Raw genomic sequence first — 26,608 nt, 5'->3', positions numbered from 1 at the left:
AATTATCCGCTCTGCGATTTCAAAACTGCAATCCCCGTCGAAGGAGTTTTCTCATGACCGGAACCAAACATCCGAAATGGAAAAAACCGAGCGATGCCGACTTGGCGAACAATCCTGGTATCGGGACTTCCAAGGGAACGATCAAGGAAGGCGAAGAGTTCGAGCTTGAGGGCGAGAACACGGTCGAAGGTGACGTCGAAAACGACACGACCGCCGCTGGCGGGATCGATCCAAGACAAAAGATGCGGACTAACAAATAGCTGCCCTGCGCGTCGCTGGGATCAACTTCGCCGGAGGAGTGAACCATGCCACTTGCCCTTAGCAGTGCCGCCTTTGCCGAAGGCGGACAAATTCCCGAAAGATACACACGAGACGGCAAAAACGTATCGCCGCCGCTGAAATGGTCTGGAGTGCCAGATGAAGCAAAGAGCCTTGTTCTCGTCGTTCAGGATCCTGACGCGCCGAGCGGAACGTTTGGTCATTGGGCGGTGTTCAACATCTCCCCGGACACAAGGGAACTTCCCGAGGCCGAAAGCGGCAAGCCGGGTCCGGGCGCCCTCAGGCAAGCAACGAATGATTTTGGCAACGCCTATTACGACGGCCCTGAGCCGCCGGTCGGACATGGCGTTCACCATTACCATTTCCGGCTGGCCGCGCTCGACACCCCGAGCCTTGCCATTCCAGCCAGCGTGGGCATCGAGCGCATCTGGCGGGAGGCGCAGAAACATTCGCTTGAGCAGGCTGAACTCATCGGAACCTACGAGCGCAATTCGTAAGTTAATGACCAGGGGCGACCGAGGTGGCCTGCTGCGCGGAACGGTTCTCCTCCTCGCCGGTTGTCTGGGAAAGGAGATGGCGCCATGTTTGGAGATATCATGTGGTTGGTCGTCGTTGCCGGCGGCCCATTGCTGCTGATCGTGCTGATGGCCTATGCCGTTATCGCACGCCGTCGGCGTGGACCCGCCGAACGAAGGGAGAGCGACCGGGCGACCGACCGGCTATACCAGGACAAGCGTTGATCCGCATCGGCGAGACCTCCGATTGGCAAGACATCCAATCGGCAAGACATCCAATCGGCAAGACAGGGGATCGTATGCCGCACCGAAGCGACGACGATCCCCAACTACGGTCAGCGCATTATCCTTTGCCGCAACCACGCAAAGAACCTGCCGCTGATGGCTGAGCGGACCCGCGTCGCAGCCCAGCGCGCTTTCATGGTTGAGCCGACGTGGCAATCGCAGACGATGTCGTGCAACTGCCAGTCGTTCAACTCGAAAAAGCGCTTTGCCTCACCATATGTGTCGTCTTTCAAACCCGATGCGCGCAGCACTGGATCTTCGAAGGCAACCGAAATTGCCGTACCCTCGCCCCGCATCATCGCACGTGCTTCAGGGTGCAGATGTTCAGTGCCTGCAAACGCCCCAAGGCATCGCTCGGGATTACGCTCCAGCAGTTCAGCCCAGCGCTCTACGCGCTGATTTCGTGTCATTGCGGAATAGGCAGCCGACGATTCAATCTTGGCGACGGCATGCAGTTGGTCGAGTGTTTGATGTTTCATGGCCAGCTCCTGTTGAGGCAGCGAAGCGCCCACGCCTTCAAGGGAATTACCGCGCGTTAATGCTTCGACAAGAGCGCCAGGCTGGAGAATTCGACACAACCGGATTGGGTCGGCGGGATCATAAACACGCCGGCTGCGTTCATCGACGGGGCTGCTTGTGACAAGCCACTGATCCGCGACGGGATGCATCCATGTTCATCCAGCCAATCGACTATTTCCTTGCCGTCTGGTTCGCTCTTGCCGCCGCCTCGACGCTTTATGTCGGCTTCGATCAATACCGCAACAATCCCGAACCGGTGGTGATGAAATGGGGTTTCATCCTGGTGACCCTCTATATGGGTCCATTGGGGCTGCTGCTTTATGTGCTTGCAGACAAGGAGCCACGGCCGGGCGAGCATGAAGACTTTACCAGGCCGCTGTGGAAACAGGGGGGCGGTTCGACCATCCACTGCGTTGCCGGCGATGCGACCGGCATCATTCTCGCCGCAGTCATCACGGCAACGCTTGGCCTGCCGATGTGGCTCGACCTCATCGTCGAATATCTGGCGGGCTTTGCCTTCGGCCTGTTCATCTTCCAATCGCTGTTCATGAAATCGATGATGGGCGGCACCTACTGGGAGAACGTGCGCAAGAGCTTCCTGCCCGAGTTCATCTCGATGAATTTCATGATGGCCGGCATGGCACCCGTCATGAGCTTTCTGATGATGGGGCGCGACATGCGCGCCATGGAGCCGAACGAGCTTTTGTTCTGGGGCGTGATGTCGATCGGCGTCATCGCCGGCTTCACGCTCGCCTATCCGGCCAATGTCTGGCTGGTCGCGCGCGGGCTGAAGCACGGATTGATGACGCAGCGCCCGCAGGCGAACGAAACGAGCAGTGGAGAGCCGACCGCCCACCAACAGCATGCTATGCATCACCCCAACGCCGGCGACGGCCGACGAAGCCGCAACACCTCCCATAAGTCCAAACGCAGCGGCCACCAGATGGAGACGGACGCTACCACGCCGCAGATTGCGGCCCTCGGTATTGTGTCGGTGTTGGCGCTGGCGATCGGCATGGCCGCGCCGGCCAACTGGCTGAACCTGACGCTTTCGGCGCGTGACGTCGGCGGCGCGATCATGCCGCAAGGCATGATCATGGGTCGCGACACGCCGGCGGAGGCCATGCGTGACATGGCTGCAACCGATCCGCGTCGCGTCACCTCGTCCTATGCTCTTGCCGCCAAGGGCGACCAGGAACTGCCATTCCGCCTGGAGAACGGCGTCAAGGTGTTCGAGCTCAGACCATCGGTGGTCCGCTGGCAGATCCTGCCCAACGTCGCGGTCGACGCCTATGCCTACAATGGCCAGATTCCCGGTCCGCGCATCCACATTCGCCAGGGCGATAAGGTTCGCATCGACGTCACCAACGACCTGCCCGAAGAAACCACGGTGCATTGGCACGGCATGATTCTGCCGAACCAGATGGATGGGCCTGCCGAGATCACCCAGCCGCCGATCGAACCTGGACAATCCTATTCCTATGCATTCACCGCGACCCAGCACGGGACCTATTTCTATCATCCGCATGCCAAGCCGGACCGCACCCAGGCGCTGGGGCTTTATGGGGCGCTGATCATCGATCCCGCCAATCCTGCCGACGAGGTTCCGGCTGACCACGACTATGTCATCGAACTTCAGGAATGGCTGGTGCGTGATGGGCTGACCTACCCCTCAATGCCAATGGAAGGCGGCATGCCGAACTTCTTCACCATCAACGGTAAGGCCTATCCCGCAACCGACACCATTCCTATGAAGGTGGGCGAGACGCTGAAGGTGCGTTTCATCGGCACCAACAACGGCTTCGTCCATCCAATGCATATCCATGGCGGACCCTTCGAGGTCGTCGCTCGTGACGGTGAGACGCTTTCTCCCTCGGCACGCTTCCTGGCCGATACCATCAATGTCGGACCGGGACAGCGCTATGACGTCGTGTGGAAGGCGCTGCGTCCCGGCAAGTGGCTCATTCACTGCCACATCCCGCATCACACGACGAACAACAATGTCGAGGAGAAGGGCGGCGGCGGGTTGATGGTCGTCATCGACGTCGGCTAGATCTGCCAACCCCTGTGGATTTACCGATGTTATTCGGAGGCCGCGTTGTTGCGCGCTACTTCTTGATAATGGTTCCGTTGCGCAAGTCGAATGCTTCGGTACCGCGAGCCTGACGGTAGAAATCGTCCTGCAATTCGCCCCACTCGCCGAGAAAGGCGCCGCAATTGCTGCAATGAATTGGCGTCGATTCCTCCGCGTTGTCGGGAATGTCCATTTGGATAGTCCCACAAGCCTTGCAATCGAGTTTGTCGTCCAACCGTCGTCCCATTTCCCAATGATTGCGCATTTTCGGCCATGAGCCAATTGTCGATTTCGTACCAAATCGCTCCAACCGCCGGTGAGTCCTCCAGCCATGGCTCATCGGTCAATCGCGAGAGTCAAAAAGGACGGCCAGCCCCAGTTCCCGTGCCAGCTCGACGATCGTCTCCATCAACTCATCGTCTGTGTCCTGCAAATAAGGCGCGTCCCTGCGAACGGCCTCTATCGCCGCTTTGACCGAAACAATGTCGCCGTATCGCGCACTTCGAAGCTCCTCTGCCAGAAACGCCTTGGCGGTACCGACAGGTCTTATTGCCCATCTGGCGATGCTCATGCGGCTCCCTCCCATGGTCACCTCTGCTTGATTTTGATCCTGTCCAAGGTGCAGATCAATCGATGGTACGATTCCGTACGAAACCGCCCAACCGGTTGGGAGACAGCCGTGTGACGGACGCCCTGGCCAAGGTTTTCGGCGTCTCTCTGGGGTGAGTTGGGACGAAATCGCCCGGCGGGACCAGCCCCGCGGGAACCATCGCTCAGCATGGGGGTTTCTTCAAAATCTCCTCGAGGATGCAAGGAGCGACCATGCGCATGTTGACGATAGCTCTCGCACTTTCCGGGGCGGTCATCATTCAGCCCGTCTACGCCCAAACTGTTGGACCGCAGCCTCCCCAGGTGACGCCACCGCAGGGCGAAGTGCAACCGGAGCTGGCGCTGCCAAATCCAGGCTCTGCTGATTTGAATTTCACCGGCGTTGCCATTATCGCCGTCGAGGATTTGCCTGACGAAATCAAGGCGCAGGCGGATGCCGTGATCAATCAAACCAGCGCCGAAGATTTGCTTCGCCTGCAAAACTCAGTCGATGCTTCGCCTCAGGCGACATCGGCTTTGAGGGCGAATGGGCTCAATTCCTCGCAGGTTGTCGCTGCAAACATAGATGGCGATGGCACGCTGACCCTGATCATCCAGACGACGACTTGAGGCGCCGAAGCAACCATTCAGCTTTGCCGATCTGCAGGCGATGGGCTTTCTGTCTCGAGGTTGCGCACTTGCCCCGCGATAAAGAAGCTCCCCTTCGTCTATGCGTGGACGGGAGGCTCTTCATTCTCGTCGGGATTGGGCAGCGGGGTCTCGTCCGGGAGCCTTTCCGGTTCGGGTTCCTCGATCGGCTGGGGCTTCCATGTTGGAGGCGGCACGGGCACATCGCGATTTGGGTCTGGCTGTCTTGGCTGTGGCATCTAACTATCTCCGTTCAGTCGGAACAACTCGTGCGCCGTGGCATGGTTCCTGGCAGAATCCAGCCATCGAGATCGTTACGCCCTCAGGGCACGCGCATGTTGGTCCGCCCAGGTGCCGGCCCAAAAGTTTGCAGATCGTTCGGAACCGGTCGGATTTTCGAGCCGTTGTCATCGACAGGGATCAAGGAGAAGCGCGATGAAGGACAAGCAAGGAAATATCGACCATACATTGCCGCAGGTCGCCATCGACGATCAGCAGGTGCGACAACTGGCGGCCACGACCGATTTGCCGTCCAGGCAGGCTCGCGAACTGGTGCGCCGTCACGGCAACGATCCCCGGAAGCTGGAAGAGTTGGCGAAGTCGATCAACGCCACCAATTGAGTTCAGGCCAATGGGCACCACGGCGCATGCCGCTGGCGTCAGATTTCGAGCAAGGCGTAGGGGCGGCCGCTTGGCTTGGTCACATGCATGGCGACGTTGTAGACCTTGGCTCCGCCAGGCGTTTGACCTTCGTAAGAACCGCGATGTGCATGACCGTGCACGACAGCACTAACCTGGAATCGATCGATCGTCTCCGCCAGGCGTGAAGAGCCCAAAAATGGAAATATCTCCGGCGGTTCTCCCGCGACTGTGTCGGCAATCGGCGCATAGTGGAGGATCACCAGCGTGCGCTTCGCCCGCACCTGGCGCATCGCGTTTTCAAGTCGCATTGCCTCGTTCACGCTTTCGGCGACCATCGTCTTGATGGCCGGTTCACCGAATGAGCCGAGCATGCGTGACCCGAAGCCGCCTATGAATCCCTTCACGCCGACAAAACCCACCTCTTCGATTTCGACTGCCTGCCCGTCGAGGAGATGAACATGCGCCTGGCGCAGGATGTTCGTGACGTCTTCCACCGCACCAGACTCGTAGTCATGATTGCCGAGCACCGCCACGACCGGGATCGAGCAGTTGCGCAGATCCTCGGCCAGCATCTCCGCTTCACGAGGCTTGCCGAGATTGGTCAGATCTCCCGTGAGAACGAGAATGTCCGCTTCGCTCGAAATTTCGCCGAAGAGGTTTCGATACGAGGTTTGCGCATCTTCCCGCACATGGAGATCCCCGACCGCGGCAACTTTGAGCGCGCGTGCGCCGTCCTTGGGCCCGCTGCTCTTGACGGGATCAGCCATCACGGAATTCTCCCACACCACCGACGCCGGCGAAGCCCCATTCCTTGACGTCGATTTCGTAATCGGTTTGCGAAAGCAGCCGCCCACGGCAGATCTTCATCCTTGGAGACGGCAACTGCCGTTGCTTGGCGAGGCGGTCGAGCAATTCATCGAGCAGCCACGCCGGGATATGATCGCGCTCGCTCGGATAGATCCATCTGAAATTGATAAGCTGCATCAACAGAACCTCCCAATGAACCTCCAGATAAGAAAGCAGCCGGTGCCAATCGATCTGATCGCCCGCCTTGAGAATCGTATGAGCGATATCGGCGCCATCGTGTCGCCCTCTGTCCTGGATAAAGCATTTGGACCAGATGAGTTCGGTCGGGCCGATGATCCGCACCCTGCTGCCCAACAGCTCTGTTTGGCGGGCGTGTTCCAGCCACAGGTCGCCAACAGGCACCGTGCCGTTGGCCGAGCCGAATATGACGTCGAAGAAATGCGTGCCCTTGAACACCTTGCCGAGCCACCGGTCATCCTCGATTTCGACGGCATATCCAAGCTGCTTGAAATGGGCGAGGATCCGCGCGTAATCGCCTGCCTTGCAGAAAATATCGAGGTCCTTGGTCTGGCGGGTGACACCCGTATAAGCGCTTACCGCGTAAGTCCCGGCGACCAGAAAGGGTATGTCGGTGGCGGTAAGCTCGCGGATTGCTTCCGTGTAAAATACCTCCGCCTCGGCATTTTTGAGCGTCGGCGCCGCTTTTGCATCGATCTTGGGAAGCGAGACCAGAACGTTTTCAGGCAATGGACCATTGGTCATGAAACGATGACTCCGAATCCGGCAACCGGTAGTCGCCCGCTGTGGTAACAACGTGAACCTCGCCTGGTTCCGCTACCAGGCGACCAGCCAAGGTTCATTCTCGTCACGCACTGGAAATTTCGGGATCGCGCCTGCCGATCCAAACCGCCAACGTCCTCGTCGGCAGCGCAATGTCGCCTCGAGATCGGCCCATGCCACCGCCAATGTCCCATTGGCCCAAATTTGAAACACCAGGTGGGTGATCGATCTCGATTGTTTTAGAGTTTATTGGGCTTACCCAATCGGCCCACAAAGCTGAAGCCGAGGCGCTTGACTTAGACACAACCGATTGGCGTGCGCTAAGCCATCATCAGGATCCATCAAGCCATGACACCCTCGCCTCCCTTTCTCGGCTTTCCCGATCGCCTGACAGATGGCCACATGCCCCGCGCAGTGATCTTCGGAGCCGGTCACGGCAGCACTTATCCCGGCAAGGACAGCCGCGGCCATGCCTTGGCGGCGGATGCCATCCGAACTGCGAGCCAGGACGATGCCGCGCTCGTCGAGCACTGGGATTTCGATCTCGGCGGCCCGCTGTTCGACGGCAAGCCGGCCTCTTGCATCGACTTCGGCGATATCTTGACCACCATGCATGACAACGCCGGAAACCGGGGCAGGATCGAGGCAAAAACGTGCGAGATCCTGGCATTGCCGGCCGTGCCGATCCTGATCGGTGGCGACTGTTCCATGACCATTCCCTTCCTCGCCGGCTTTGCGGAGCACGGGCCGGTCTGGGTCCTGCAGATCGACGCTCATATCGACTGGCGCGACGAGGTGTATGGCGAGCGCCACGGCTATTCGAGCCCGATGCGCAGGGCGAGCGAGATGCCGCATGTCGCAGGCATGGTGCAAGTCGGCCTGCGCAGCGTCGGCAGCGCACGCATCACCGAGATCGAAGCGGCACGGCGCTATGGCAGCCGCTTCGTGACCGCCCGCGAGGTTCACGCTCAGGGCGTCGAAGCCGCGCTCCGGCATATTCCGGAAGGCGCGCGGGTTGTCGTCACCCTCGACTGCGACAGCCTCGATCCAAGCATCATGCCGGGCGTGGCGGCGCGTACACCCGGCGGCCTCACCTACATGCAGGTGATCGACCTGATCGCCGGCCTCGGCAGACGGACCCGGATCGCAGGGTTCGACCTTGTCGAGTTCTATCCTCCGGCCGACATCGACGGCCTGTCAGCGCTGACCGCCGCGCGCCTTCTCGTCAATGTGGTCGGCACCGTCGTCCGGCAGGTTTGATATCAAAACCCCGCTTTTCGCCGCAGACCGGCCCAAAAGCTCGTGAGCAAGCTTGCGGCTGAAATGCCCTTTTCCACACCTGGGTACTCGATCCTGCCTTGTCCGACCGGCTCGTCGCTCCAGACCAAGTTGAAAGCAATGCCCTTGAGCCCAAGCTCCCCGATCCGGCGTACGATCGTCTCCTGCAGATAGATATCGGATATTCGCACCCCATCGGCACGCTCGGGCAGCTTGAATATCTCGGCACCGCCGATTGCGTCCGCTCGAAGGACGAGGCTTTCGATCACCATTATGCCGCCATCGTCAAAGCGAACGATCTTTGAACGTTCCTCGTCCAGCGCATCGATCACGGTGGTGACATTGAAGAGCGATATTGGCTTGTCAGCACGAAGCGGCAGGAATTCACCGTACGGTTCGAGGGTTGGCCGAAGCAACTTCAACGCCCTCGCCCGCAGGATGAGCGCATGCTCGCCAAGCCATGGAAAATCTGAATATTGCCGGAGCGTACCGTCGTCGTGTTCGCACAGGATCTCCATCCCGGGCGGATGCCATTGTGTCTGCTTCCGGCCGCAGAGCGTCGAAAACAGCTGGTAGTCGTCCGCCTGTCGAGGAAGGACCCATTCCTGTCCTTCGACCACACTCAGGACATAGATATTCATCCGATCCCCCGCACATCATTGCCTTGGTAGACTCGGCCTGCTGCGCGGCTCTTCGCGCGCGTTCTCACCGCTGGTCCGCGACAGCCGTTTGCGGCACCGGCAGCAATTCGGGTGCATCCATCCCCTTGAAAGGGTCACGCCAGGCGTCGATGTCTTCAAGCCGACGGTACCAGCGGCTGACAGAGGAATAATCGTCGAGCGGCAATCTGGCGGCATCGTTGAACGGCAGAAAGGTCGCCATTCGAAAATCGGCATAGGAAACCGAATTCCCGACCAGCCACTGCCGCTCGGCAAGCACGGCGTCGAGTATTGCCGCGGCCGTATGGAATTGGTTTAGGCCCTCCTCCACCCGCTTCTGATCGATCGGGCCGATGCCGTACCGCTGTTTGGTCCCACGTTCGAAATGCACCGTGTCGCAAGCGAGTGCGAAGTGCTCCTTGCCCCAGCTGAGCCAACGGATCATCTCGGGTTCGTCATCGCCGGTGCGCCAGAAATCCGAATGCGCGTCGCGCGAGAGCCTGCAGGCTATGGCGTCTGCCTCCCAGAGGCTCTTTCCCTCATCATCCACAAGGATGGGCAGTGAGAGATTGGGATTTAACGGCCGATATTTCTCCGCCTGCCCCGGAGCGAAGGGCGAGGCGAATTCAAATTCGACTTTCGCGTCGAGATGGAGTGCCGCCGCGACCGCCAATCGAGGGTTGGGATTGCGGCTGAAATACAGCTTCATAGGGCACTCCCGGCGTGACTGGATCTGCCGATCAGGAACGTCATAGCAGCCGTGTCTGATAGCTCATCACGCGCTTTGCCCCCGGCGCGACCAGCATCAGGCCTGGTTTGTCGACAAAATCACCATCGAAATCCACCGGGCTTGCAAGGCCGTGCCAAGGTTCGATGCAAAGGAATGGCGCGCCGCCCGGCTTTGACCAGACGCCCAACTCCCGAACCCCTTGCCAGGACATCTCCAGAGCCGGGCCACGCTCAGCGGCATAACGCACGCTGGAGCTGGCGATCTGGTCCATGATCACCGCGTCCTCGTCGAACAACCGCTCAGAGAGCGGGAGTATGTTGCCTTCGACAGGCGTCGGCTGTGGCGTTTTCAGCAGCAGTCCGTCCTTAAGACGGCGGATCGGCGCCGGCTCATCATCGGCAAAGATCAGCCGGTAATCCGCCTTGGCCAAATCCGGCTGCAAGGGCCAATTGAATGCCGGGTGCGCCCCGATCGATGCCGGCAGGAGCTCATCACCGGTGTTGGCGATGTCGAAAGTCACATCAAGCTGCTGGCGGACCAGCGTATAGGTCACTTCAAGCCGAAAGGCGAACGGATAGCGCGCCCAGGTGTCGGCGTCGTCAGTGAGCACCAGCGTGCAGGATCTCGCCCCCTTCTGCGTCCAGGCAAACGGCTTGTCGCGCCCAAACCCGTGCTGCGTCATTGGATAGGTCCGGCCGCGATGGCGCAGATGATCGCCCGCCAGCCGCCCCACGATCGGGAACAGCACCGGCGAGTGCCGCCGCCATTCTGGCCCCGCCTGCCACAGGAATTCAAATCCGTGCGCGTCTTGCAGCGAAATCAGTTCGGCACCCTGCGCGACGATGGTCGCCGAGATGCCGTCGCCATGAAGCGTTTGGCTGTCCTGTGCCACATTTCCTCGCGGGTCGTTGTTGAAGGCCGGCGCGGTCGGCAGACTAGCAAAAGCTCTTGGGGACTCAAGGTGTAGCCTGGTTCTGCAGGAACGAATTGTGGCCGGAGGATCTCCCTCCGGCCACCTCTCCGCATCAAGAGCAATAACCCTCGCTCTTGCCCACAGCGAATAGTCGTTATTCGCGTTCGCCGGTAAAATTCAGCAGCAGCTGGAAGATGTTGATGAAGTTCAGATAGAGCGAGAAGGCGCCGAAGACGGCAAGTTTCTGGCGCGATTCCGCGTCGAAATTCTCGGCATACTGTTCTTTGATCGTCTGCGTATCCCAGGCGGTCAGGCCGATGAACACGGCGATGCCGATCACCGAGATGGCGAACTGCAGCGCGGTCGAGCCGAGGAAGATGTTGACGATGCTGGCGATCACAACGCCGATCAGGCCCATGATCAGGAACGACGAGAACTGGGTCAGGTCGCGCTTTGTCGTGTAGCCGTAGAGACTGGTGGCGCCGAACATGGTGGCGGCGATGAAGAAGGTGCGCGCGATGCTGGTTCCGGTGAAGACCAGGAACACGGAGGCGAGCGACAGGCCCATGACCGCGCAGAAGGCCCAGAACATCGCCTGGGCACTCGCCGCCGACATGGTCTGCATTTTGAACGAGAACAACATGACGAAGGCGAGCGGCGCCAGCATCACCACCCATTTCAGCGGGCTGGAGAAGATCGGCACGTAGAGCGCCGGCGTCGATGAGATCATGAAGGCGACGAGGCCGGTGACCACAAGGCCGACGCCCATGTAGTTGTAGACGCGCAGCATATGCTGGCGCAGGCCCTCGTCGAAGATGGCTCCGGTTTGCGCGCCGGCGCCGACGCGATATCCCAGATTGGGGGTGTTCATTTGCGTTCTCCTTTGTGGATCGATCAGTAAAGCGTCTTGGCAAGCGTCTCGGCGGCGCGGTCGAGGTCGTGAACCTCGCTTCGTCCGACCACCGCATAGGCGACATCGCCGATCTGGAAATAGGCCGACGAAATGTCGCCCGAGGGCGCTATCGTCGGCTTGACGACGTCGAAGGTTCCGGGCCGGATCGCAAACAGCGACACCAGCCCCATGTCTTTCGTCTCGACCGCCATCTCGACGCTCGGCCCAAAGCGCGACGGATAGATCTGCACGTCGCGCACCCTCCAATCCGTCGGCAGCGACGGCATGACGATCGCAGTGGCGGCGCGGATTTCGCCGGCGTTGTAATTGGGCGCTTCCGGCTGCGATGGCATGCTCTCGCGCACCAGCGTCGTCCTGTGGGCCTGCACCGCCTCGTCGACATAGGCGGGCGGCTGCGGCGAGGCGACGACCTTGGTCACCGACATCGGCCCGATGATGCCGTTTGCCAGCCAGCCGGCGGCGACGAAGCCGGCGACCGCCGCCGCGCGCTGCAACACGCCGAAGAGCCGGCCGCGGGCAAGCCCCCTCTCCAGCCGCCGCGCGGCATCGGCGGTCGCGGACCGCGCCATGCCTTTGGAGCCGGCCAAACCTGCGGAACCGGCAAGCGCCACGCGCAGTTCATCGCGGGTCCTGAGATCCGACATCACGCGCGCCGCCGCCTCCGGGCGAGCGGACAAGAATGCTTCGACCTCGATGCGGCGGGTGACGTCGACCTGATCGTCGACATAGGCGTCGAGGTCGATATCGGTCACGGGATCGACAGTTGCGGTCATGACGGGCCTCCAACGATCCTGAGATGGTTTTTTGCCTTCGCCGGCTCCTCCATCTCGCGCAGTGCGGCGCGCGCCCTGCCGATGCGTGACATCAGCGTGCCGAGCGGCACGCCGCTGGCATCGGCGGCCTGTTGATAAGAGAGGCCTTCGATGGCGACGAGGTGCAGCGCTGAACGCTGTTCTTCCGGCAGGCTGAAAAAAGCCTCGCGCACCTGCGCTAGGCGCACCGAATGTTCCTGTGGTGCCGGCGTGCTGCCGTCGGCCAGGTATCCAGCCTGTTCGACGCGCGACGCTTCGGACTTGCGGGACCGCATCTTGTCGATGAAGGTGTTGTGGACGATCGACAGCAGCCACGCGCGCAGGTTTCCGCCGGAGCGGAACGTGCTGCGCCGCTCATAGGCGCGCACCAGCGCGTCATGGACAAGATCCTCGGCGTCGGTGCTGTCGCGCGTCAGCGAGCGCGCATAGCGACGCAGCGAACCGAGCTGTCCTAGGATGTCAAAGCGTGGCATCGACGGTTTCATGTCCTGTTTACGGAGCATGTGGGGATTTTAATCCCTGCCCTGCCAATTTTTTCCCTTTGAGGACATCGTTCGCCTCTACCCTCGCCTCGCAGCATCGAGCGGCTATCCCTGGAACCGCATGATGAAGCCGAGAAATACAAGCTCCCGGAATCGTTGTGCGGGTGATTTCCATCGGTGCATCGACGGCAGGCATGGCGGCAGTGGGCCCAATGTGGCGACTGGAATGCAGTAGATCGTGCCTACTTCACACGCCTCTTCTCCAGCTTCCTCGCCAGCGTCCGGCGGTGCATGCCCAACCGTCGTGCTGTCTCGGAAATGTTGAAGTCGGCCTCCACCAGCATTTCGTGGATGCGCTCCCATTCGAGGTTCTTTATCGAGGTTGGTCGCTCGGCGAGCGGCACCGAAGCATTGCCCTCGACCTGGCCGAAAGCGGCTTCAATGTCGTCGGTGTTGGCGGGCTTGGCAAGATACTGGCAGGCGCCGAGCTTGATCGCCTCGACAGCGGTGGCGATGCTTGCAAAGCCGGTCAACACGACGATCCGCATTTCAGGATCGTGCTCGTGCAGCGCCCTGACGCATTCCAGGCCCGAGCCGCTGGCAAGCTTGAGATCGACGACGGCATATTGGAAGGCAACGGTGCCGATCAGCGCATGCACGCCGTCGACGCTCCGGCAGCTATGCGTTTCGTAGTCACGCCGTTCGAAAGACCGGCGCAGTGCGTTGGCAAAGGCGATGTCGTCCTCGACGATCAACAGCGTGCGTTTAGTCGGCATTGTGCCCTCGCGGAGACAGAGCAGCCAGCGGCAGATGCAACGTAACCGAAGCTCCCCCCTCGGTTCTATTTCTTACGGTGACGCTACCCCCCAGCTTGCGGATGACATTGACGACCAGAAACAGGCCGAGCCCGCTACCTGGCCGGTTTTTGGTCGACGTATAGGGCTTGCCGAATTCAGCAAGCATGGCTTCTTCAAATCCCGGTCCCGCGTCGACAACTTCGACGATAAGATCGTCCGCGTGGCGGCTGACGATCAACCCGACCCATAGAGGCGACGCTTCAAGTGCGTTGTCCAGTACATTGAACATCACCTGTTTGAGCGCAGGATCGGAGACGATCTCCTGGTTGGCGCCGAAACGCCTGGTGTATTCGAAACCTTGCGGCAGCCGTGTCGATTTCCATTCGGCCACCAGCTCCGCCAGGAAGGTGTCGACGGAGGTGCGAACCGTGCCTTCGCCGCGCAATTCGCCCGACGACATCAGGATTCCCGAAACGATCTTCTTGCAACGGTCCAACTGGCCCTGCATCTCCCGGATTTCCTGCGCCAGATCCGGATCGGCCTCGAGAGCCGGCATGCGCTGCCAGTCGTTGAGGATGACCGAAAGCGTGGCCAGCGGCGTGCCGAGCTCATGCGCGGCGCCAGAGGCGAGCAGGCCCATCCTGACGATGTGAGCCTCCTCCGCCGACTGCTGGCGCAAATCCGCAAGATGGGCGTCGCGGGTGCGAATGTTGTTCTGGACCCTGGTGATGAACAGCACCAGAAGCGTTGCCGCCAGGACGAAACAGATGAACATGCCTTGGATGTGCAAGCTGAACAGCCCGGCACCGTGTGCGGCGGGCAGGCTGATCTCACGGTAGAAAGTGGTCAGCGCGATGAAGCACGTGCTTGCAATGAGAACAAGGGCCCAGACCGACCATGTCTCCAGCAGCACCGCGCCCAGGATGACCTGGAGCAGGTAAAGCGAAATGAAGGGATTGGACGCGCCGCCGCTCAGGTAAAGCTGGACCGTCAACGCGGTGACGTCGAGCAGCAGCCCAAGAAACAGCTCGGTGTTGGTGATCGCGTCCTGGCTGCTGTGCCGGCGCAGGCTGGCGACATTGAGAGCGATCAGCAGCAGGATCACCACCGCCATCGGCACCAGCGGCAGGCCGATGCCAAGCGCGTAGCGGACGAACAGGATCGTCACGATCTGACCACCGACCGCGATCCAGCGCAGTTGGATCAGAAGCAGGAAATTCTGTTTGTTGGTCTTGTCGTGCAGAGTCATTGGGCCGGGAGGTCCCCAGCCCTGGCCAAGCAGGTCACTCAAGCGGGCGTCCGATCCAGGCGCTGGTTGAGCCTCAGCGCCAGCAACGTGCACAGCGCTCCCGACAACAGATAGGCGCCTGACGAGATCAGCCCGAAATGGGCGGACAGGAACAGGGCGACTATGGGGGCGAAGCCGGCGCCGAACAGCCAGGCGAGGTCCGAGGTCAGCGCAGCACCTGTATAGCGGTAGGTCTTTGAAAAGTTCGAGGCGAGTGCTCCTGAAGACTGGCCGAACGACAGGCCGAGCAGGACGAAGCCCAATACCATGAAGACGGACTCTCCGACGAAGCCGCCATCGAGCAGCTGTGGCGCGAAACCGCTGAAAACGGCGATGGCCACCGCCGAGCCTCCTAGCAAGGGCCAGCGCCCAACCCGGTCGGCGACGAAGCCCGAGATCGCGATTGCCGCCAGGCCGAAGAAGGCTCCGATCGTCTCGATGACCAGGAACCGGGCCGGTCCCTCGCGCGTGAACAGGAAAATCCAGGACAGAGGAAACACCGTCACCATGTGGAACAGGGCGAAGCTCGCCAGCGGCGCGAAGGCGCCGAGCACGACAGTGCGCCCTTCGGCGCGCAATGTCTCGCGGACGGAAGTCGGCTCCAGTTCCTGGCCTTCGAACAGTTTGGTGTATTCCGGCGTCACCACGATGCGCAGCCGTGCGAACAGGGCGACGACATTGATGGCGAAGGCGACGAAGAAAGGATAGCGCCAACCCCAGCTGAAGAAGTCTTCGGCCGACAGGTTGCCGACGAAATATGCAAACAAGGCGCTGGCAACGATGAGCCCGAGTGGTGCGCCCAGCTGCGGGATCATCGCATACCAGCCGCGGCGCTTTTCGGGCGCATTCAACGCCAGCAGCGAGGCAAGTCCATCCCATGTCCCGCCCAGCGCCAGTCCCTGACCGATCCGAAACATGGCCAGCAGCCAGGCCGAAGCCGGGCCGATCTGGTCGTAACCGGGCACGAAGGCGATCGACACGGTCGAGGTCCCCAGCAGGAACAGTGCGATGGTGAGCTTGGCGCTGCGGCCGTAGGCGCGGTCGAGCGCGGTGAAGATCGCCGTCCCGATCGGCCGCGCGATGAAGGCAAGCGCGAAGATGGCGAAGGAGTAGAGCGTGCCGGTCAACGGGTCGGCATAAGGAAATACGAGCTTCGGAAAAACGATGACGGAAGCGATCGCGTAGACGAAGAAGTCGAAGAATTCCGACGTCCTGCCGATGATGACGCCAACGGCGATTTCGCCGGGCTTCACCTCATGATGGCGCGCGTTTATCCGTCTTGCGTCGGCTTCGATCTTCGAAGTTGGGCTCACAGCATTCTCCGTCGCCCCGCCGCGGTCTCATACGATCGCTTGCCATGTGCGCGGGCCAGGTGCTTTGATGACGCCTGCCGCGTCATTGCGGCATTGGACAAATTGTCCAATGCCTTCATTGCCGCGGTACGGCTAGCACTGGGGGGAACAACCGACAGGTCAAACATTGAGCCGTCTCCGTACCCTTTTCCTGCTGCCCCTGCTGGCATCGCTCGGCTCCTGCAGCATGGTCGTCATGAACCCTGCCGGCGACGTTGCCGCGCAGCAGCGCGACCTGCTGATGGTGTCCACGGCACTGATGCTGATCGTCATCATACCGGTGATGGCTCTCACCATATTCTTTGCCTGGCGATACCGCCAGTCCAACCGCGAGGCGCGCTACGAGCCGGATTGGGACCACTCGACCCACCTCGAACTCGTCATTTGGGCTGTGCCGCTTCTGATCATCATCTGCCTGGGCGCAGTGACCTGGATGGGCACCCATCTGCTCGACCCCTATCGTCCGATCGGACGTGTAGCGGCCGGCAAGCCGCTGCCGCCGGACGTGCGCCCGCTTGAGGTCGAAGTCGTCGCGCTCGACTGGAAATGGCTGTTCATCTATCCGGACTACGGGGTCGCCATGGTCAACGAACTGGCTGCGCCGGTCGACCGGCCGATCAGCTTTCGCATCACCTCCGCATCGGTGATGAACTCCTTCTACATTCCAGCACTGGCCGGCCAGATCTATGCAATGCCGGGTATGGAAACCAGGCTGCACGCCGTCATAAACAAGTCCGGCGACTATGAAGGGTTCTCCGCCAACTACAGCGGCGCCGGCTTCTCGGGAATGCGCTTCGCGTTCCACGGCCTAGACGATGCCGGTTTCCAGGCATGGATCGCGAAGGCAAAGGACGGCGGCGGCAAGCTCGACCGAAACGGCTATCTGGAGCTCGAACAGCCCAGCGAGAACCAACCCGTGCGCCACTATGCGGCGGTGGATGCCGATCTCTACAAGGCGATCCTCAACATGTGCGTCGAGCCCGGCAAGATGTGCATGAGCGAGATGTCGCAGATCGATGCCAAGGGCGGTCTGGGAATGGCCGGCATCCGCAACACCCTGCCGCTGCTGTATGACAAGTTCGCCCGGCGCGGCACGATATTCGGCCCTGCCCCATCCTATGTCGCCAGCATATGCACGACCGAAGAAGCACTGGCGGCTTCGAAGGCCGATCAATCCGTCACGCCGATGACCTCGACGCCGATAGTCGGCGCTGGTCTGCAACGGCCACCGCCCCTGTCGATCCGACTGCCGTCACCTTCCGCAACCGGCACGCTTCGGTCGCCCTTCAACTCCTGAGGCGCCACGCAAGACATGTTCGACAATCCTGCTCTTCTCAAGGCGATCTTCGGCCGGCTCACGCTCGAGTCGCTGCCGCTGCACGAACCCATCGTGGTCGCGACCTTCGTAGTCGTCGCGCTGGGCGGCATCGCCCTCGTCGGCGCGCTGACCTATTTCAAGCTCTGGGGCTATCTGTGGCGCGAATGGTTCACCAGCGTCGACCACAAGCGCATCGGTGTGATGTACATGGTGCTCGGCATCGTCATGCTGCTGCGCGGCTTCAGCGACGCCATCATGATGCGGCTCCAGCAGGCGATGGCCTTCGGCGGTTCGGAAGGCTACCTCAATTCGCATCACTACGACCAGATCTTCACCGCGCACGGCGTGATCATGATCTTCTTCGTGGCGATGCCGCTGGTGACGGGCCTGATGAATTTCGTCGTCCCGCTGCAGATCGGCGCGCGCGACGTGTCGTTTCCGTTCCTCAACAATTTCAGCTTCTGGATGACGGTCGGCGGCGCGGTCATCGTCATGATGTCGCTGTTCGTCGGCGAATTTGCCCGCACCGGCTGGCTTGCCTATCCGCCGCTGTCGGGTATCGGCTACAGTCCCGATGTCGGTGTCGATTATTATATCTGGGCCCTGCAAGTGGCGGGCGTCGGCACGCTGCTGTCGGGCGTGAACCTGGTCTGCACCATCGTCAAGATGCGCGCGCCAGGCATGACCATGATGAGAATGCCGATCTTCACCTGGACCGCGCTCTGCACCAATGTGCTCATCGTCGCCGCCTTCCCGGTGCTGACGGCGGTGCTGGCCCTGCTGGCTCTCGACCGTTATGTCGGCACCAACTTCTTCACGAACGACTTCGGCGGCAATCCGATGATGTACGTGAACCTGATCTGGATCTGGGGCCACCCCGAGGTCTACATCCTGATCCTGCCGGCCTTCGGCATATTTTCCGAAGTGACCTCGGCCTTCTGCGGCAAGCGGCTCTTCGGCTACACATCGATGGTCTATGCAACCATCGTCATCACCATCCTGTCCTACCTGGTCTGGCTGCATCACTTCTTCACCATGGGATCGGGAGCGAGCGTCAACTCGTTCTTCGGCATCACAACGATGATCATTTCGATCCCGACAGGCGCCAAGATATTCAACTGGTTGTTCACCATGTACCGCGGCCGCATCCGCTTCGAACTGCCGATGATGTGGACGGTCGCCTTCATGCTGACCTTCGTGGTCGGCGGCATGACCGGCGTGCTGCTCGCGGTTCCGCCAGCCGACTTCGTGCTCCACAACAGCCTGTTCCTGGTCGCGCATTTCCACAACGTCATCATCGGCGGCGTGCTGTTCGGCCTGTTTGCCGGCATCAGCTACTGGTTCCCCAAGGCATTCGGATTCCGGCTTGATCCGTTCTGGGGAAACATGTCGTTCTGGTTCTGGGTGGTCGGCTTCTGGTTCGCCTTCATGCCGCTCTACATCCTCGGCTTGATGGGCGTAACGCGCCGGCTGCGCACCTTTGAGGATCCCTCGCTGCAGATCTGGTTCATCATCGCCGCCTTCGGCGCCTTCCTGATCCTGCTTGGCATCCTGTCCTTCCTCATCCAGATCTTCGTCAGCGTGCGCCGGCGCGAGCAGCTTCGCGACGATACCGGCGATCCGTGGGACGGGCGTACGCTCGAATGGGCGACGTCCTCGCCGCCGCCGGCCTACAATTTCGCCTTCACCCCGGTCGTCCATGATCTCGACACCTGGGCGGACATGAAGAAGCGCGGCTACCAGCGCCCTCTGACGGGCTTCCGTGACATCCACATGCCGCGCAACACCGGAGCCGGCGTCATCCTGGCCGGGTTGAGCGTGGTGCTTGCCATGGCGCTCATCTGGTACATTTGGTGGCTGGCGATCGTCAGCTTCGTCGCCCTGATCGGCTACGCCATCGCGCATACTTTCAACTACGACCGGGACTTCCACATTCCGTCCAGTGACGTCACCCGCGTCGAGGACGAGCGGACACGCCTGCTCGCAGCCACCAGCCAGGCGGGATAAGCACCATGGCACACGCCGACACGGTGATCGACGACACGGTCTTCCACCTGGAAGACGACCACGGCCATGCCGAGAGCGGCAGCAGCACCATGCTCGGCTTCTGGATCTATCTGATGAGCGACTGCCTCATCTTCGCGATGCTGTTCGCGGTCTACGGCGTGCTCGGTGGCAATTACGCGGCCGGACCCGCGCCGAAGGACCTGTTCGATCTTCCGCTGGTCGCGCTCAACACCACCATGCTGCTCCTGTCCTCCATCACTTACGGCTTCGCGATGCTGGAGATGGCGAAGGGAAGGGTGAAGCCCATGCAGGTGTGGCTGGTGATCACTGGCCTGTTCGGCCTCGCCTTTCTCAGCATCGAACTCTACGAATTCGCCCATTTCATCCACGAGGGGGCGACGCCGCAGCGCAGCGGCTTCCTGTCGTCGTTCTTCACGCTGGTCGGAACGCACGGCCTGCACGTCACCTTCGGCCTGGTCTGGCTGGTGGTGCTGATGGTGCAGGTCTCCAGGCACGGGCTGATCGCCGCGAACCAGCGGCGCCTGATGTGCCTGAGCATGTTCTGGCACTTCCTCGACGTCATCTGGATCGGCGTCTTCACCTTCGTTTATCTGATGGGAATGTTGCGATGAGCGCCGGGCACCAAACAGACACCAGCGACCAGAGCCACGCGCATCACGGCGTCGATCACGGCTCGCTGCGCGGCTATCTGACAGGCTTCGGCCTGTCCGTCGTGCTGACCGCCATTCCCTTCTGGCTGGTCATGACCAACGCGCTCGGCAATCAGATGGCGTCGGCGATTGCCATCATGGCCTTCGCCGTCGTGCAAATCATCGTCCACATGGTGTTCTTTCTGCATATGAACACCAGGTCGGAGAGCGGCTGGACCATGATGGCCCTGATCTTCACCCTCATCCTGGTGGTGATCGCGCTGACGGGCTCACTCTGGGTCATGTACCATCTGAACGTCAACATGATGCCCGGCCATGACATGAGTCAGATACCCTGAGAGAGGGACCTGGCTTTGGACGAACAGGCACGGACGATACCGCATTCGAATACAGGCGACGGCCAAAGGGTTACGCGTTCACCATGGACGCTGTTGGTGCTTTGCCTTTGCGGGGCCATCGGCATCACCGGCTTTTCGGCGCTTGGTGTCTGGCAGCTGGAGCGCCGCGTCTGGAAACTCGACCTGATCGAGCGTGTCGACCAGCGTCTCAAGGCAGTACCTGTGGCCGCCCCGGCGCCTTCGGCCTGGCCAGCGATCAACGCCAGGGATGGCGAGTATCGCCAGCTTGCCGTCACGGGCCGGTTTCTCGGTGATCGCGAGACCCTGGTCCAGGCGGTCACCGATCTCGGCGGGGGCTTCTGGGTAATGTCGCCGTTCCGAGCGGATGATGGCTTCACGATTCTGGTGAACAGGGGCTTCGTGCCGACGGACAAGCGCGATCCGGCAACCCGCCTCGCAGGCAAGCCCTCGGGCGATCACACCGGAATTCACGGCCTGTTGCGCATCAGCGAACCGAAAGGCGGCTTCCTGCGTAACAACGATCCGGCCGCCAACCGCTGGTATTCGCGCGATGTGCAGGCGATCGCCACGACGCAAGGCCTCGGGCAGGTCGCTCCTTATTTCATCGATGCCGATGCCACGCCCAATCCGGGAGGGTGGCCGGTCGGCGGCTTGACGGTGGTTTCGTTCCACAACAACCATCTGGCCTATGCCCTGACATGGTTCGGGCTGGCCTTGATGGTGCTGAGCGCGGTCGCCTATCTGTTGCGGCAGGCTGTGAAAGACAGGCACGGTGGGGGCTGACCACTGGCCGTGGCAAAGCCGAAATTTGCGCACAGAAGCGCTCATGCCGACGCGGACGATGGCGTGGTGGCGCTGTTAATGCCGGCTGGTCATTTTCCCACGCGCATCAATGGGTTCCGCATCAAACCCCGTCCACATCACAGGAGCGTGCAGAGCAGGCTTCCCGGCACCCCCGTCTAGGGCTGGATCACCCAGCTAAAACCGCTGGCGAAACGTGACCGATTTGCGTATCACTCCGCCGCCATTGGAGCCGTATCGATGTTTGAAGCCCTGCAGCCCGCCCCCGCCGACAAGATCCTGGCCCTGATCGGCCTTTATCGCGCCGATCCGCGCCCCGACAAGGTCGACCTCGGCGTCGGCGTCTACAAGGATCGCGACGGCAAGACGCCGGTCATGCGCGCCGTGCGCGAAGCCGAAAAGCGGCTCTTGGAGGGTCAGGACACCAAGACCTATCTCGGCCTTGCCGGCGATACCGGCTTCAACACAGTGATGGCCAAGCTCGCCTTCGGTCCAGGCGCCGACATGACGCGCATCCGCGCCGCACAGGCGCCCGGCGGTTCCGGCGCGCTGCGGCTGGTGGCGGAACTGCTGAAGCGGACGCGCTCGGATGCAACCATCTGGCTATCGGATCCGACCTGGCCGAACCACATGCCGGTGATGCGCGCCGCCGGCCTGCAGATCCGTGAATATCCCTATTTCGATGCGGCCTCGGGCGCCGTTCGTTTCGACGACATGCTGGCCGCGTTGCGGACGGCAAAGAGCGGCGACGTCGTGTTGCTGCATGGCTGCTGCCACAACCCGACCGGCGCCAATCTGGATGCGGCACAGTGGGCAGCCGTTACCGATCTGGTCGTCGAGCGCGAGCTGCTGCCGTTTGTCGACATCGCCTATCAGGGCTTTGGCGATGGCCTTGAGGCCGATGCCCTCGGCTTGCGCCTGCTGGCGGCGAAAGTTCCGGAGATGGTGGTGGCGTCGAGCTGCTCGAAGAATTTCGCCGTCTACCGCGACCGCGTCGGCGCGGCGATGATCCTGGCCAGGGACGGCGCACAGGCGGATGTGGCGATGAGCCAGATGCTGTCGGCGGCGCGCGCCATGTATTCGATGCCGCCGGACCATGGTGCGGCGGCCGTGCGCATCGTGCTCGAAGACGCCACCTTGCGCGCCGACTGGGAAGCCGAGCTCGAAGAGATGCGGCTGCGCATGCTCAGGCTTCGGGTGCAATTCGCCGAAGCGTTGCGCCGGCAGTCCAATTCCGACCGCTTCGACTTCGTCGCCAGCCATCGCGGCATGTTCTCCCGCCTTGGCCTCACGGAAGCGCAGGTCGAGCGGCTGCGTGCCGAGCACGGCGTCTACATGGTCGGCGACAGCCGCATCAATGTCGCCGGCCTGCCCGAGGACGGCATGGACGAACTCGCCAAGGCGATCGTTTCGGTTCTTGATTGACGCGGCTCATCTGTGGACAAGGCTTCCGCGCCGGCTGACAGCGTTGGCCGCGCGGCCGGTCGCGGGATAGCATCCGATAGACTGTTTTGACGCAATTCCGGACAGAAAACCGTTTCACACTTTTCCTGGAATAGCTCTAGATGACGCCATCGAAAGACATTTCGCGCCTGATCGAGATCATGGCGGCGCTGCGGGCGCCGAAGACTGGCTGCCCCTGGGACATCGAACAGGATTTCTCGACCATTGCGCCCTATACGATCGAGGAAGCCTATGAGGTGGCGGACGCCATCGCGCGCGGCGACCTCGACGATCTGCGCGACGAGCTCGGCGATCTTCTGCTGCAGGTCGTCTACCACGCGCAAATGGCCGAGGAAGCCGGTGAATTCGCCTTCTCTGACGTGGTGCAAGCCATCACGACGAAGATGATCCGCCGCCATCCGCATGTCTTTGGTGACGAGAAAGCCCGCAGCGCCGGCATGGCCAAGGGCATGTGGGAAAAGATCAAGGCCGAAGAGAAGGCGGAGAAGCGAAGCGCTCGCCTCGCCCGCGGTCTCGATCCCGAAGACAACGGCAAGGGGTTTTTGGACAGCGTGCCGGTCGCCCTGCCCGCGCTGACCCGGGCACTGAAACTTCAGGAGAAAGCCGCCCGCGTCGGCTTCGACTGGAGCGAGGCAGCGCCCATCCTCGACAAGATCGAGGAAGAGATCGGCGAGTTGCGCGAGGCACTGGCCAAAGGCGACACCGCCTCGATCAAAGACGAGTTCGGCGACATGCTGTTTGCCGTCGTCAATCTCGGCCGTCATCTCAAGCTCGATTCCGAAGCAGCGCTGAGCGGCACCAACGAAAAATTCCGCTCGCGTTTCCATTATGTCGAACAGGCACTGGGAAAAGCCGGAAACACGCTGGACAAGGCTGATCTGGCCGAGATGGAAGCGCTCTGGCAGGAAGCAAAGACCGCGAAGTAAGTTACATTAGCCGTTGTTTTTACGACGCAATCTGCTTTCGATCTCTTCGCGGGCGCTTTGCGTGGCCTTGAGCGAGATGGTGGCGCTGCCGTCATCATTGTCGCTTCGCGAAACGACATCGCCATTGCGGTAAAGCCAGTCGACAAGGCCGAACTGTGCCGGCTCGATCGTCACCGTCAGGTCTTCGAGCTCGCCCGCCATCCGCGTTTCGATGATTGCCTTCAGCGCATCGATGCCCTCGCCGGTGACAGCCGACACCGCAATCGGCGGCGCCTTGCTGGCATTGGCGCCGTCTGCAAGCAGCCGGGTCCGGTTGCCCTCGTCGAGCCGGTCGATCTTGTTCCACACTTCGATCACGCGCTTGGCGTCGCCGGCGTCGACACCGAGGTCGGCCAGGATGCGTTCGACATCTTCCGCTTGTGCCGCAGTGTCCGGATCGGAAATGTCGCGCAGATGAAGCACGAGATCGGCCTCGACCACCTCTTCCAGGGTTGCGCGGAAAGCCGCGATCAGATGCGTCGGCAGATCCGAGATGAAACCCACAGTGTCAGATAGGATGATCGGCGTGCCGTGCGGCAGGCGTACGCGCCGAAGCGTCGGGTCGAGCGTGGCGAACAGCATGTCCTGCGCCAGCACGTCTGCTCCGGTCAGCCGGTTGAACAGCGTCGACTTGCCGGCGTTGGTGTAGCCGACGATCGCCACCACCGGGAACGGCACCTTCCTGCGCTTGGCGCGGTGCAGGTCGCGCGTGCGCCGCACCGTTTCCAGCTCCTGCTTCAGCTTGATGATCTTTTCCTGCAACTGCCGCCGGTCGGATTCGATCTGCGTTTCGCCGGGGCCCCCGAGGAAGCCGGCGCCACCGCGCTGGCGCTCCAGATGGGTCCAGCTGCGCACGAGGCGGCCCTTCTGGTAGTTGAGATGGGCGAGCTCGACCTGCAGCGTGCCTTCCTTGGTGCGCGCGCGCTCGCCGAAGATCTCGAGGATCAGCCCGGTGCGGTCCAGCACCTTGGCGTTCAGCTCCTTCTCCAGATTGCGTTGCTGCACCGGGGTCAGCGGATGGTCGACGACGACCACCTCCGCGTGTCCCTCTTTGACGATTTCGGCGAATTCGGCGACCTTGCCGCTGCCGAGCAACGTCGCCGGGCGCGGATCGTTGATGGTAACCACCGCAGTGTGGACCAGGTCGAGGTTGATGGCGCGGGCAAGGCCAACTGCCTCGTCATGACGAGCATCAGCCGAACGCATCAACCGAGGACGGTTGGTCTCGTCGTCGTTGCGCTGGTGGCGGGTAAGGACGGGCACAATGACAACGGCCCGGGTCGGGCCCTTGGCTTCCGTCCCGGGATGATGTGTTGGTTTTCCGCGAACGGTGGCGTCCGCGTCTTTCTCACGTGCCAATCAGGCGCCCTGGCTTTCCTCGCCATCGAACATCTGAACCGGCTGGCTCGGCATGATCGTGGAAATGGCGTGCTTGTAGACGAGCTGGGAGTGACCGTCGCGGCGCAGCAGGACACAGAAATTGTCGAACGAAGTGACCACGCCGGTCAGCTTCACGCCGTTGATGAGGAAGATGGTGAGCGGGTTCTTGCTCTTGCGAACTGAATTCAGGAACAGGTCCTGAAGGTTTTGCGATCGTTCCGCCATTGTTCTTGTCTTTCGCCGATCCCCTTCGGTTTGCAAGCCAATGCGCCAAATTAACGGGCGCATGTCAAGCTCGCAAACACCGTCTTGTCGTCAGTAACGACAAGCAGAACGAGATATATTGATGTTCATTCCACCTGTGCGGTTATCAGGCTGGACTTTTTTCCGCAATGTCAAAAAAGGCCTGCCGCAACGAAAGTGTTATTGAGCCGGGGTGCCCATTGGCGACCGTATCGCCGTCGATGGCCACCACCGGCATGGCGATTGTCGTTGCGGAGCTGATGAACGCCTCGCGTGCCGCCTTGGCCTCGGCGACGGAAAAGCCGCGCTCCTCGATCTTCAGGCCAAGCTTGGCCGCCACTTCGAACATGGTCGTGCGGGTGATGCCGCGCAAGATGCCGTGCTCGGCCGGCCTGGTGACCAGGACGCCGTCCCGGGTGATGATCCAGGCATTGGACGAGCCGCCTTCTTTTACGTTGCCTTCATCGTCGACGAACCAGGCTTCCTGCGCACCGGCTTCCTTGGCCTTCTGCTTGGCCAATACATTGGGCAGCAGCCCGACGGTCTTGATGTCGACGCGGTCCCAGCGGTTCTCCGGCACGGTGATGACCGCGATGCCGGTCTCGGCTCGCTTCGCTCCAGCCGCTGGGTCGGCCTTCCTGGCGGTGACTACCAGGGCCGGCTTCGTGTCGGCGGAAGGGAAGGCGAAGTCGCGGCTGGCCACGCCGCGCGTCACCTGCACGTAGACCAGGCCATTGGCGACCTGGTTGCGATTGACCACCTCGCGCAGAATGAGTGGCAGCACGCGGGAGGTGACCGGCCAGGCGATCGACAATTCGGTCAGCGAGCGGTTCAGCCGGGACAGATGGCGCGGCATGTCGACGATGAAACCACGCGCCACCTCGCAGACCTCATAGACACCGTCGGCGAACTGATAGCCACGGTCCTCGATATGGACGGCGGCATCGGCGTGCGTGACATAGCGCCCGTTGACATAGGCAATGCGCGGCATGGGCAACCTCTAGATATTCTCGGGGCTTTCTTATGCGATTCCACCGCC

General features: G+C 61.4%; 31 protein-coding genes. 14 read left to right on the top strand and 17 right to left on the bottom strand.

Annotation, left to right across the window (positions count from 1 at the left end):
- Nucleotides 1-53: 53 nt before the first annotated feature.
- From NKI99_RS19955 to NKI99_RS19945, 3 genes are all read left to right on the top strand, one after another.
- Nucleotides 54-260, top strand: a complete 207-nt coding sequence (locus NKI99_RS19955) for a hypothetical protein (protein ID WP_013531530.1) — start codon at nucleotides 54-56, stop codon at nucleotides 258-260.
- Between the two features lie 45 nt (nucleotides 261-305).
- Nucleotides 306-776 (top strand): YbhB/YbcL family Raf kinase inhibitor-like protein, encoded by a 471-nt coding sequence (locus NKI99_RS19950; RefSeq protein WP_127268875.1) that lies wholly within the window; start codon nucleotides 306-308, stop codon nucleotides 774-776.
- A gap of 84 nt (nucleotides 777-860) precedes the next feature.
- Nucleotides 861-1,019 carry a hypothetical protein gene (locus NKI99_RS19945; RefSeq protein ID WP_128304463.1) on the top strand — a complete coding sequence of 53 codons (159 nt, stop codon included), beginning with the start codon at nucleotides 861-863 and terminating at the stop codon, nucleotides 1,017-1,019.
- Between the two features lie 110 nt (nucleotides 1,020-1,129).
- On the opposite strand, the gene NKI99_RS19940 is transcribed toward NKI99_RS19945, so the two are convergent.
- Nucleotides 1,130-1,558: a hypothetical protein gene (locus tag NKI99_RS19940; RefSeq protein ID WP_023812000.1), complete on the bottom strand. Its 429-nt coding sequence runs from the start codon at nucleotides 1,556-1,558 to the stop codon at nucleotides 1,130-1,132.
- Nucleotides 1,559-1,749: 191 nt separating this feature from the next.
- Here NKI99_RS19940 and NKI99_RS19935 point away from each other — a divergent pair, with 191 nt between their 5' ends.
- Entirely contained in the window at nucleotides 1,750-3,651 is a 1,902-nt protein-coding gene (locus NKI99_RS19935; protein ID WP_352611743.1) for a multicopper oxidase domain-containing protein, read from the top strand.
- Between the two features lie 55 nt (nucleotides 3,652-3,706).
- Here the strand turns inward: NKI99_RS19935 and NKI99_RS19930 are convergent, their stop codons facing one another.
- On the bottom strand, nucleotides 3,707-3,865 hold the full coding sequence (locus tag NKI99_RS19930; protein WP_023812002.1) for a hypothetical protein: 159 nt from the start codon (nucleotides 3,863-3,865) through the stop codon (nucleotides 3,707-3,709).
- A gap of 150 nt (nucleotides 3,866-4,015) precedes the next feature.
- Nucleotides 4,016-4,243, bottom strand: a complete 228-nt coding sequence (locus NKI99_RS19925; protein WP_352611742.1) for a hypothetical protein — start codon at nucleotides 4,241-4,243, stop codon at nucleotides 4,016-4,018.
- A gap of 251 nt (nucleotides 4,244-4,494) precedes the next feature.
- Between NKI99_RS19925 and NKI99_RS19920 the strand changes: the two genes are divergently transcribed.
- Nucleotides 4,495-4,890 carry a hypothetical protein gene (locus NKI99_RS19920; RefSeq protein ID WP_352611741.1) on the top strand — a complete coding sequence of 132 codons (396 nt, stop codon included), beginning with the start codon at nucleotides 4,495-4,497 and terminating at the stop codon, nucleotides 4,888-4,890.
- A gap of 453 nt (nucleotides 4,891-5,343) precedes the next feature.
- Nucleotides 5,344-5,529: a hypothetical protein gene (locus tag NKI99_RS19915; RefSeq protein ID WP_023812005.1), complete on the top strand. Its 186-nt coding sequence runs from the start codon at nucleotides 5,344-5,346 to the stop codon at nucleotides 5,527-5,529.
- 38 nt (nucleotides 5,530-5,567) lie between these two features.
- Here the strand turns inward: NKI99_RS19915 and NKI99_RS19910 are convergent, their stop codons facing one another.
- Both NKI99_RS19910 and NKI99_RS19905 read right to left on the bottom strand, forming a co-directional pair.
- Nucleotides 5,568-6,317 (bottom strand): metallophosphoesterase family protein, encoded by a 750-nt coding sequence (locus NKI99_RS19910; protein WP_023812006.1) that lies wholly within the window; start codon nucleotides 6,315-6,317, stop codon nucleotides 5,568-5,570.
- The gene (locus NKI99_RS19905) at nucleotides 6,310-7,119 is read right to left on the bottom strand and encodes a nucleotidyltransferase family protein (protein ID WP_023812007.1); all 810 of its coding nucleotides are present in this window, start codon (nucleotides 7,117-7,119) and stop codon (nucleotides 6,310-6,312) included. The genes NKI99_RS19910 and NKI99_RS19905 overlap by 8 nt, the downstream gene beginning before the upstream one ends.
- A gap of 366 nt (nucleotides 7,120-7,485) precedes the next feature.
- Here NKI99_RS19905 and NKI99_RS19900 point away from each other — a divergent pair, with 366 nt between their 5' ends.
- Nucleotides 7,486-8,397, top strand: a complete 912-nt coding sequence (locus tag NKI99_RS19900; RefSeq protein ID WP_023812008.1) for an agmatinase — start codon at nucleotides 7,486-7,488, stop codon at nucleotides 8,395-8,397.
- A 2-nt stretch (nucleotides 8,398-8,399) separates the two neighbouring features.
- Here NKI99_RS19900 and NKI99_RS19895 read toward each other — a convergent pair whose 3' ends face one another.
- The 9 genes from NKI99_RS19895 to NKI99_RS19855 form a co-directional block, all read right to left on the bottom strand.
- Nucleotides 8,400-9,056, bottom strand: coding sequence for an imm11 family protein (locus NKI99_RS19895; RefSeq protein WP_023812009.1), 657 nt, complete (start codon nucleotides 9,054-9,056; stop codon nucleotides 8,400-8,402).
- 64 nt (nucleotides 9,057-9,120) lie between these two features.
- Complete coding sequence (locus NKI99_RS19890; protein WP_023812010.1) at nucleotides 9,121-9,783, bottom strand: glutathione S-transferase family protein; 663 nt, start codon at nucleotides 9,781-9,783, stop codon at nucleotides 9,121-9,123.
- A 40-nt stretch (nucleotides 9,784-9,823) separates the two neighbouring features.
- Nucleotides 9,824-10,696 (bottom strand): aldose 1-epimerase family protein, encoded by an 873-nt coding sequence (locus tag NKI99_RS19885; RefSeq protein WP_023812011.1) that lies wholly within the window; start codon nucleotides 10,694-10,696, stop codon nucleotides 9,824-9,826.
- Nucleotides 10,697-10,871: 175 nt separating this feature from the next.
- Complete coding sequence (locus NKI99_RS19880) at nucleotides 10,872-11,588, bottom strand: Bax inhibitor-1/YccA family protein (protein ID WP_023812012.1); 717 nt, start codon at nucleotides 11,586-11,588, stop codon at nucleotides 10,872-10,874.
- Nucleotides 11,589-11,611: 23 nt separating this feature from the next.
- A complete protein-coding gene (locus tag NKI99_RS19875; RefSeq protein ID WP_128304461.1) occupies nucleotides 11,612-12,403 on the bottom strand; it encodes an anti-sigma factor family protein in 792 nt (263 codons plus the stop codon).
- Nucleotides 12,400-12,915 (bottom strand): sigma-70 family RNA polymerase sigma factor, encoded by a 516-nt coding sequence (locus tag NKI99_RS19870; RefSeq protein ID WP_245273246.1) that lies wholly within the window; start codon nucleotides 12,913-12,915, stop codon nucleotides 12,400-12,402. Before NKI99_RS19870 ends, NKI99_RS19875 begins: the two co-directional genes overlap by 4 nt.
- A gap of 251 nt (nucleotides 12,916-13,166) precedes the next feature.
- Nucleotides 13,167-13,700 (bottom strand): response regulator transcription factor, encoded by a 534-nt coding sequence (locus tag NKI99_RS19865; protein ID WP_023812014.1) that lies wholly within the window; start codon nucleotides 13,698-13,700, stop codon nucleotides 13,167-13,169.
- Nucleotides 13,690-14,970 carry an ATP-binding protein gene (locus NKI99_RS19860; protein WP_031213491.1) on the bottom strand — a complete coding sequence of 427 codons (1,281 nt, stop codon included), beginning with the start codon at nucleotides 14,968-14,970 and terminating at the stop codon, nucleotides 13,690-13,692. Before NKI99_RS19860 ends, NKI99_RS19865 begins: the two co-directional genes overlap by 11 nt.
- A gap of 38 nt (nucleotides 14,971-15,008) precedes the next feature.
- Complete coding sequence (locus NKI99_RS19855; RefSeq protein WP_023812016.1) at nucleotides 15,009-16,322, bottom strand: MFS transporter; 1,314 nt, start codon at nucleotides 16,320-16,322, stop codon at nucleotides 15,009-15,011.
- 166 nt (nucleotides 16,323-16,488) lie between these two features.
- On the opposite strand from NKI99_RS19855, the gene cyoA reads away from it, so the two are divergent.
- The 7 genes from cyoA (at nucleotide 16,489) to mazG (ending at nucleotide 23,907) form a co-directional block, all read left to right on the top strand.
- Nucleotides 16,489-17,658, top strand: a complete 1,170-nt coding sequence (cyoA, locus tag NKI99_RS19850) for a ubiquinol oxidase subunit II (protein WP_023812017.1) — start codon at nucleotides 16,489-16,491, stop codon at nucleotides 17,656-17,658.
- A gap of 15 nt (nucleotides 17,659-17,673) precedes the next feature.
- The gene (gene cyoB, locus NKI99_RS19845) at nucleotides 17,674-19,686 is read left to right on the top strand and encodes a cytochrome o ubiquinol oxidase subunit I (RefSeq protein WP_352611740.1); all 2,013 of its coding nucleotides are present in this window, start codon (nucleotides 17,674-17,676) and stop codon (nucleotides 19,684-19,686) included.
- A 5-nt stretch (nucleotides 19,687-19,691) separates the two neighbouring features.
- Complete coding sequence (gene cyoC / locus NKI99_RS19840) at nucleotides 19,692-20,318, top strand: cytochrome o ubiquinol oxidase subunit III (RefSeq protein ID WP_127270912.1); 627 nt, start codon at nucleotides 19,692-19,694, stop codon at nucleotides 20,316-20,318.
- Nucleotides 20,315-20,695 (top strand): cytochrome o ubiquinol oxidase subunit IV, encoded by a 381-nt coding sequence (gene cyoD, locus NKI99_RS19835; RefSeq protein WP_352611739.1) that lies wholly within the window; start codon nucleotides 20,315-20,317, stop codon nucleotides 20,693-20,695. The genes cyoC and cyoD overlap by 4 nt, the downstream gene beginning before the upstream one ends.
- 96 nt (nucleotides 20,696-20,791) lie before the next feature.
- Complete coding sequence (locus NKI99_RS19830; protein WP_352611760.1) at nucleotides 20,792-21,499, top strand: SURF1 family protein; 708 nt, start codon at nucleotides 20,792-20,794, stop codon at nucleotides 21,497-21,499.
- 258 nt (nucleotides 21,500-21,757) lie between these two features.
- On the top strand, nucleotides 21,758-22,942 hold the full coding sequence (locus NKI99_RS19825) for an amino acid aminotransferase (protein ID WP_352611738.1): 1,185 nt from the start codon (nucleotides 21,758-21,760) through the stop codon (nucleotides 22,940-22,942).
- Between the two features lie 140 nt (nucleotides 22,943-23,082).
- Nucleotides 23,083-23,907 carry a nucleoside triphosphate pyrophosphohydrolase gene (mazG, locus tag NKI99_RS19820; protein WP_023812023.1) on the top strand — a complete coding sequence of 275 codons (825 nt, stop codon included), beginning with the start codon at nucleotides 23,083-23,085 and terminating at the stop codon, nucleotides 23,905-23,907.
- Nucleotides 23,908-23,913: 6 nt separating this feature from the next.
- Here mazG and hflX read toward each other — a convergent pair whose 3' ends face one another.
- The 3 genes from hflX to NKI99_RS19805 form a co-directional block, all read right to left on the bottom strand.
- Nucleotides 23,914-25,305 (bottom strand): GTPase HflX, encoded by a 1,392-nt coding sequence (hflX, locus tag NKI99_RS19815; RefSeq protein WP_352611737.1) that lies wholly within the window; start codon nucleotides 25,303-25,305, stop codon nucleotides 23,914-23,916.
- A complete protein-coding gene (gene hfq / locus NKI99_RS19810) occupies nucleotides 25,306-25,551 on the bottom strand; it encodes an RNA chaperone Hfq (protein WP_006202172.1) in 246 nt (81 codons plus the stop codon).
- Nucleotides 25,552-25,696: 145 nt separating this feature from the next.
- A complete protein-coding gene (locus tag NKI99_RS19805) occupies nucleotides 25,697-26,560 on the bottom strand; it encodes a D-amino-acid transaminase (protein WP_352611736.1) in 864 nt (287 codons plus the stop codon).
- Nucleotides 26,561-26,608 lie beyond the last annotated feature (48 nt).

Source organism: Mesorhizobium sp. M0239 (genome assembly GCF_040321815.1).
Lineage (GTDB): Bacteria > Pseudomonadota > Alphaproteobacteria > Rhizobiales > Rhizobiaceae > Mesorhizobium.
Note: the sequence above shows the minus strand (reverse complement) of the source record. Positions and strands in the feature narration are given on the sequence as shown.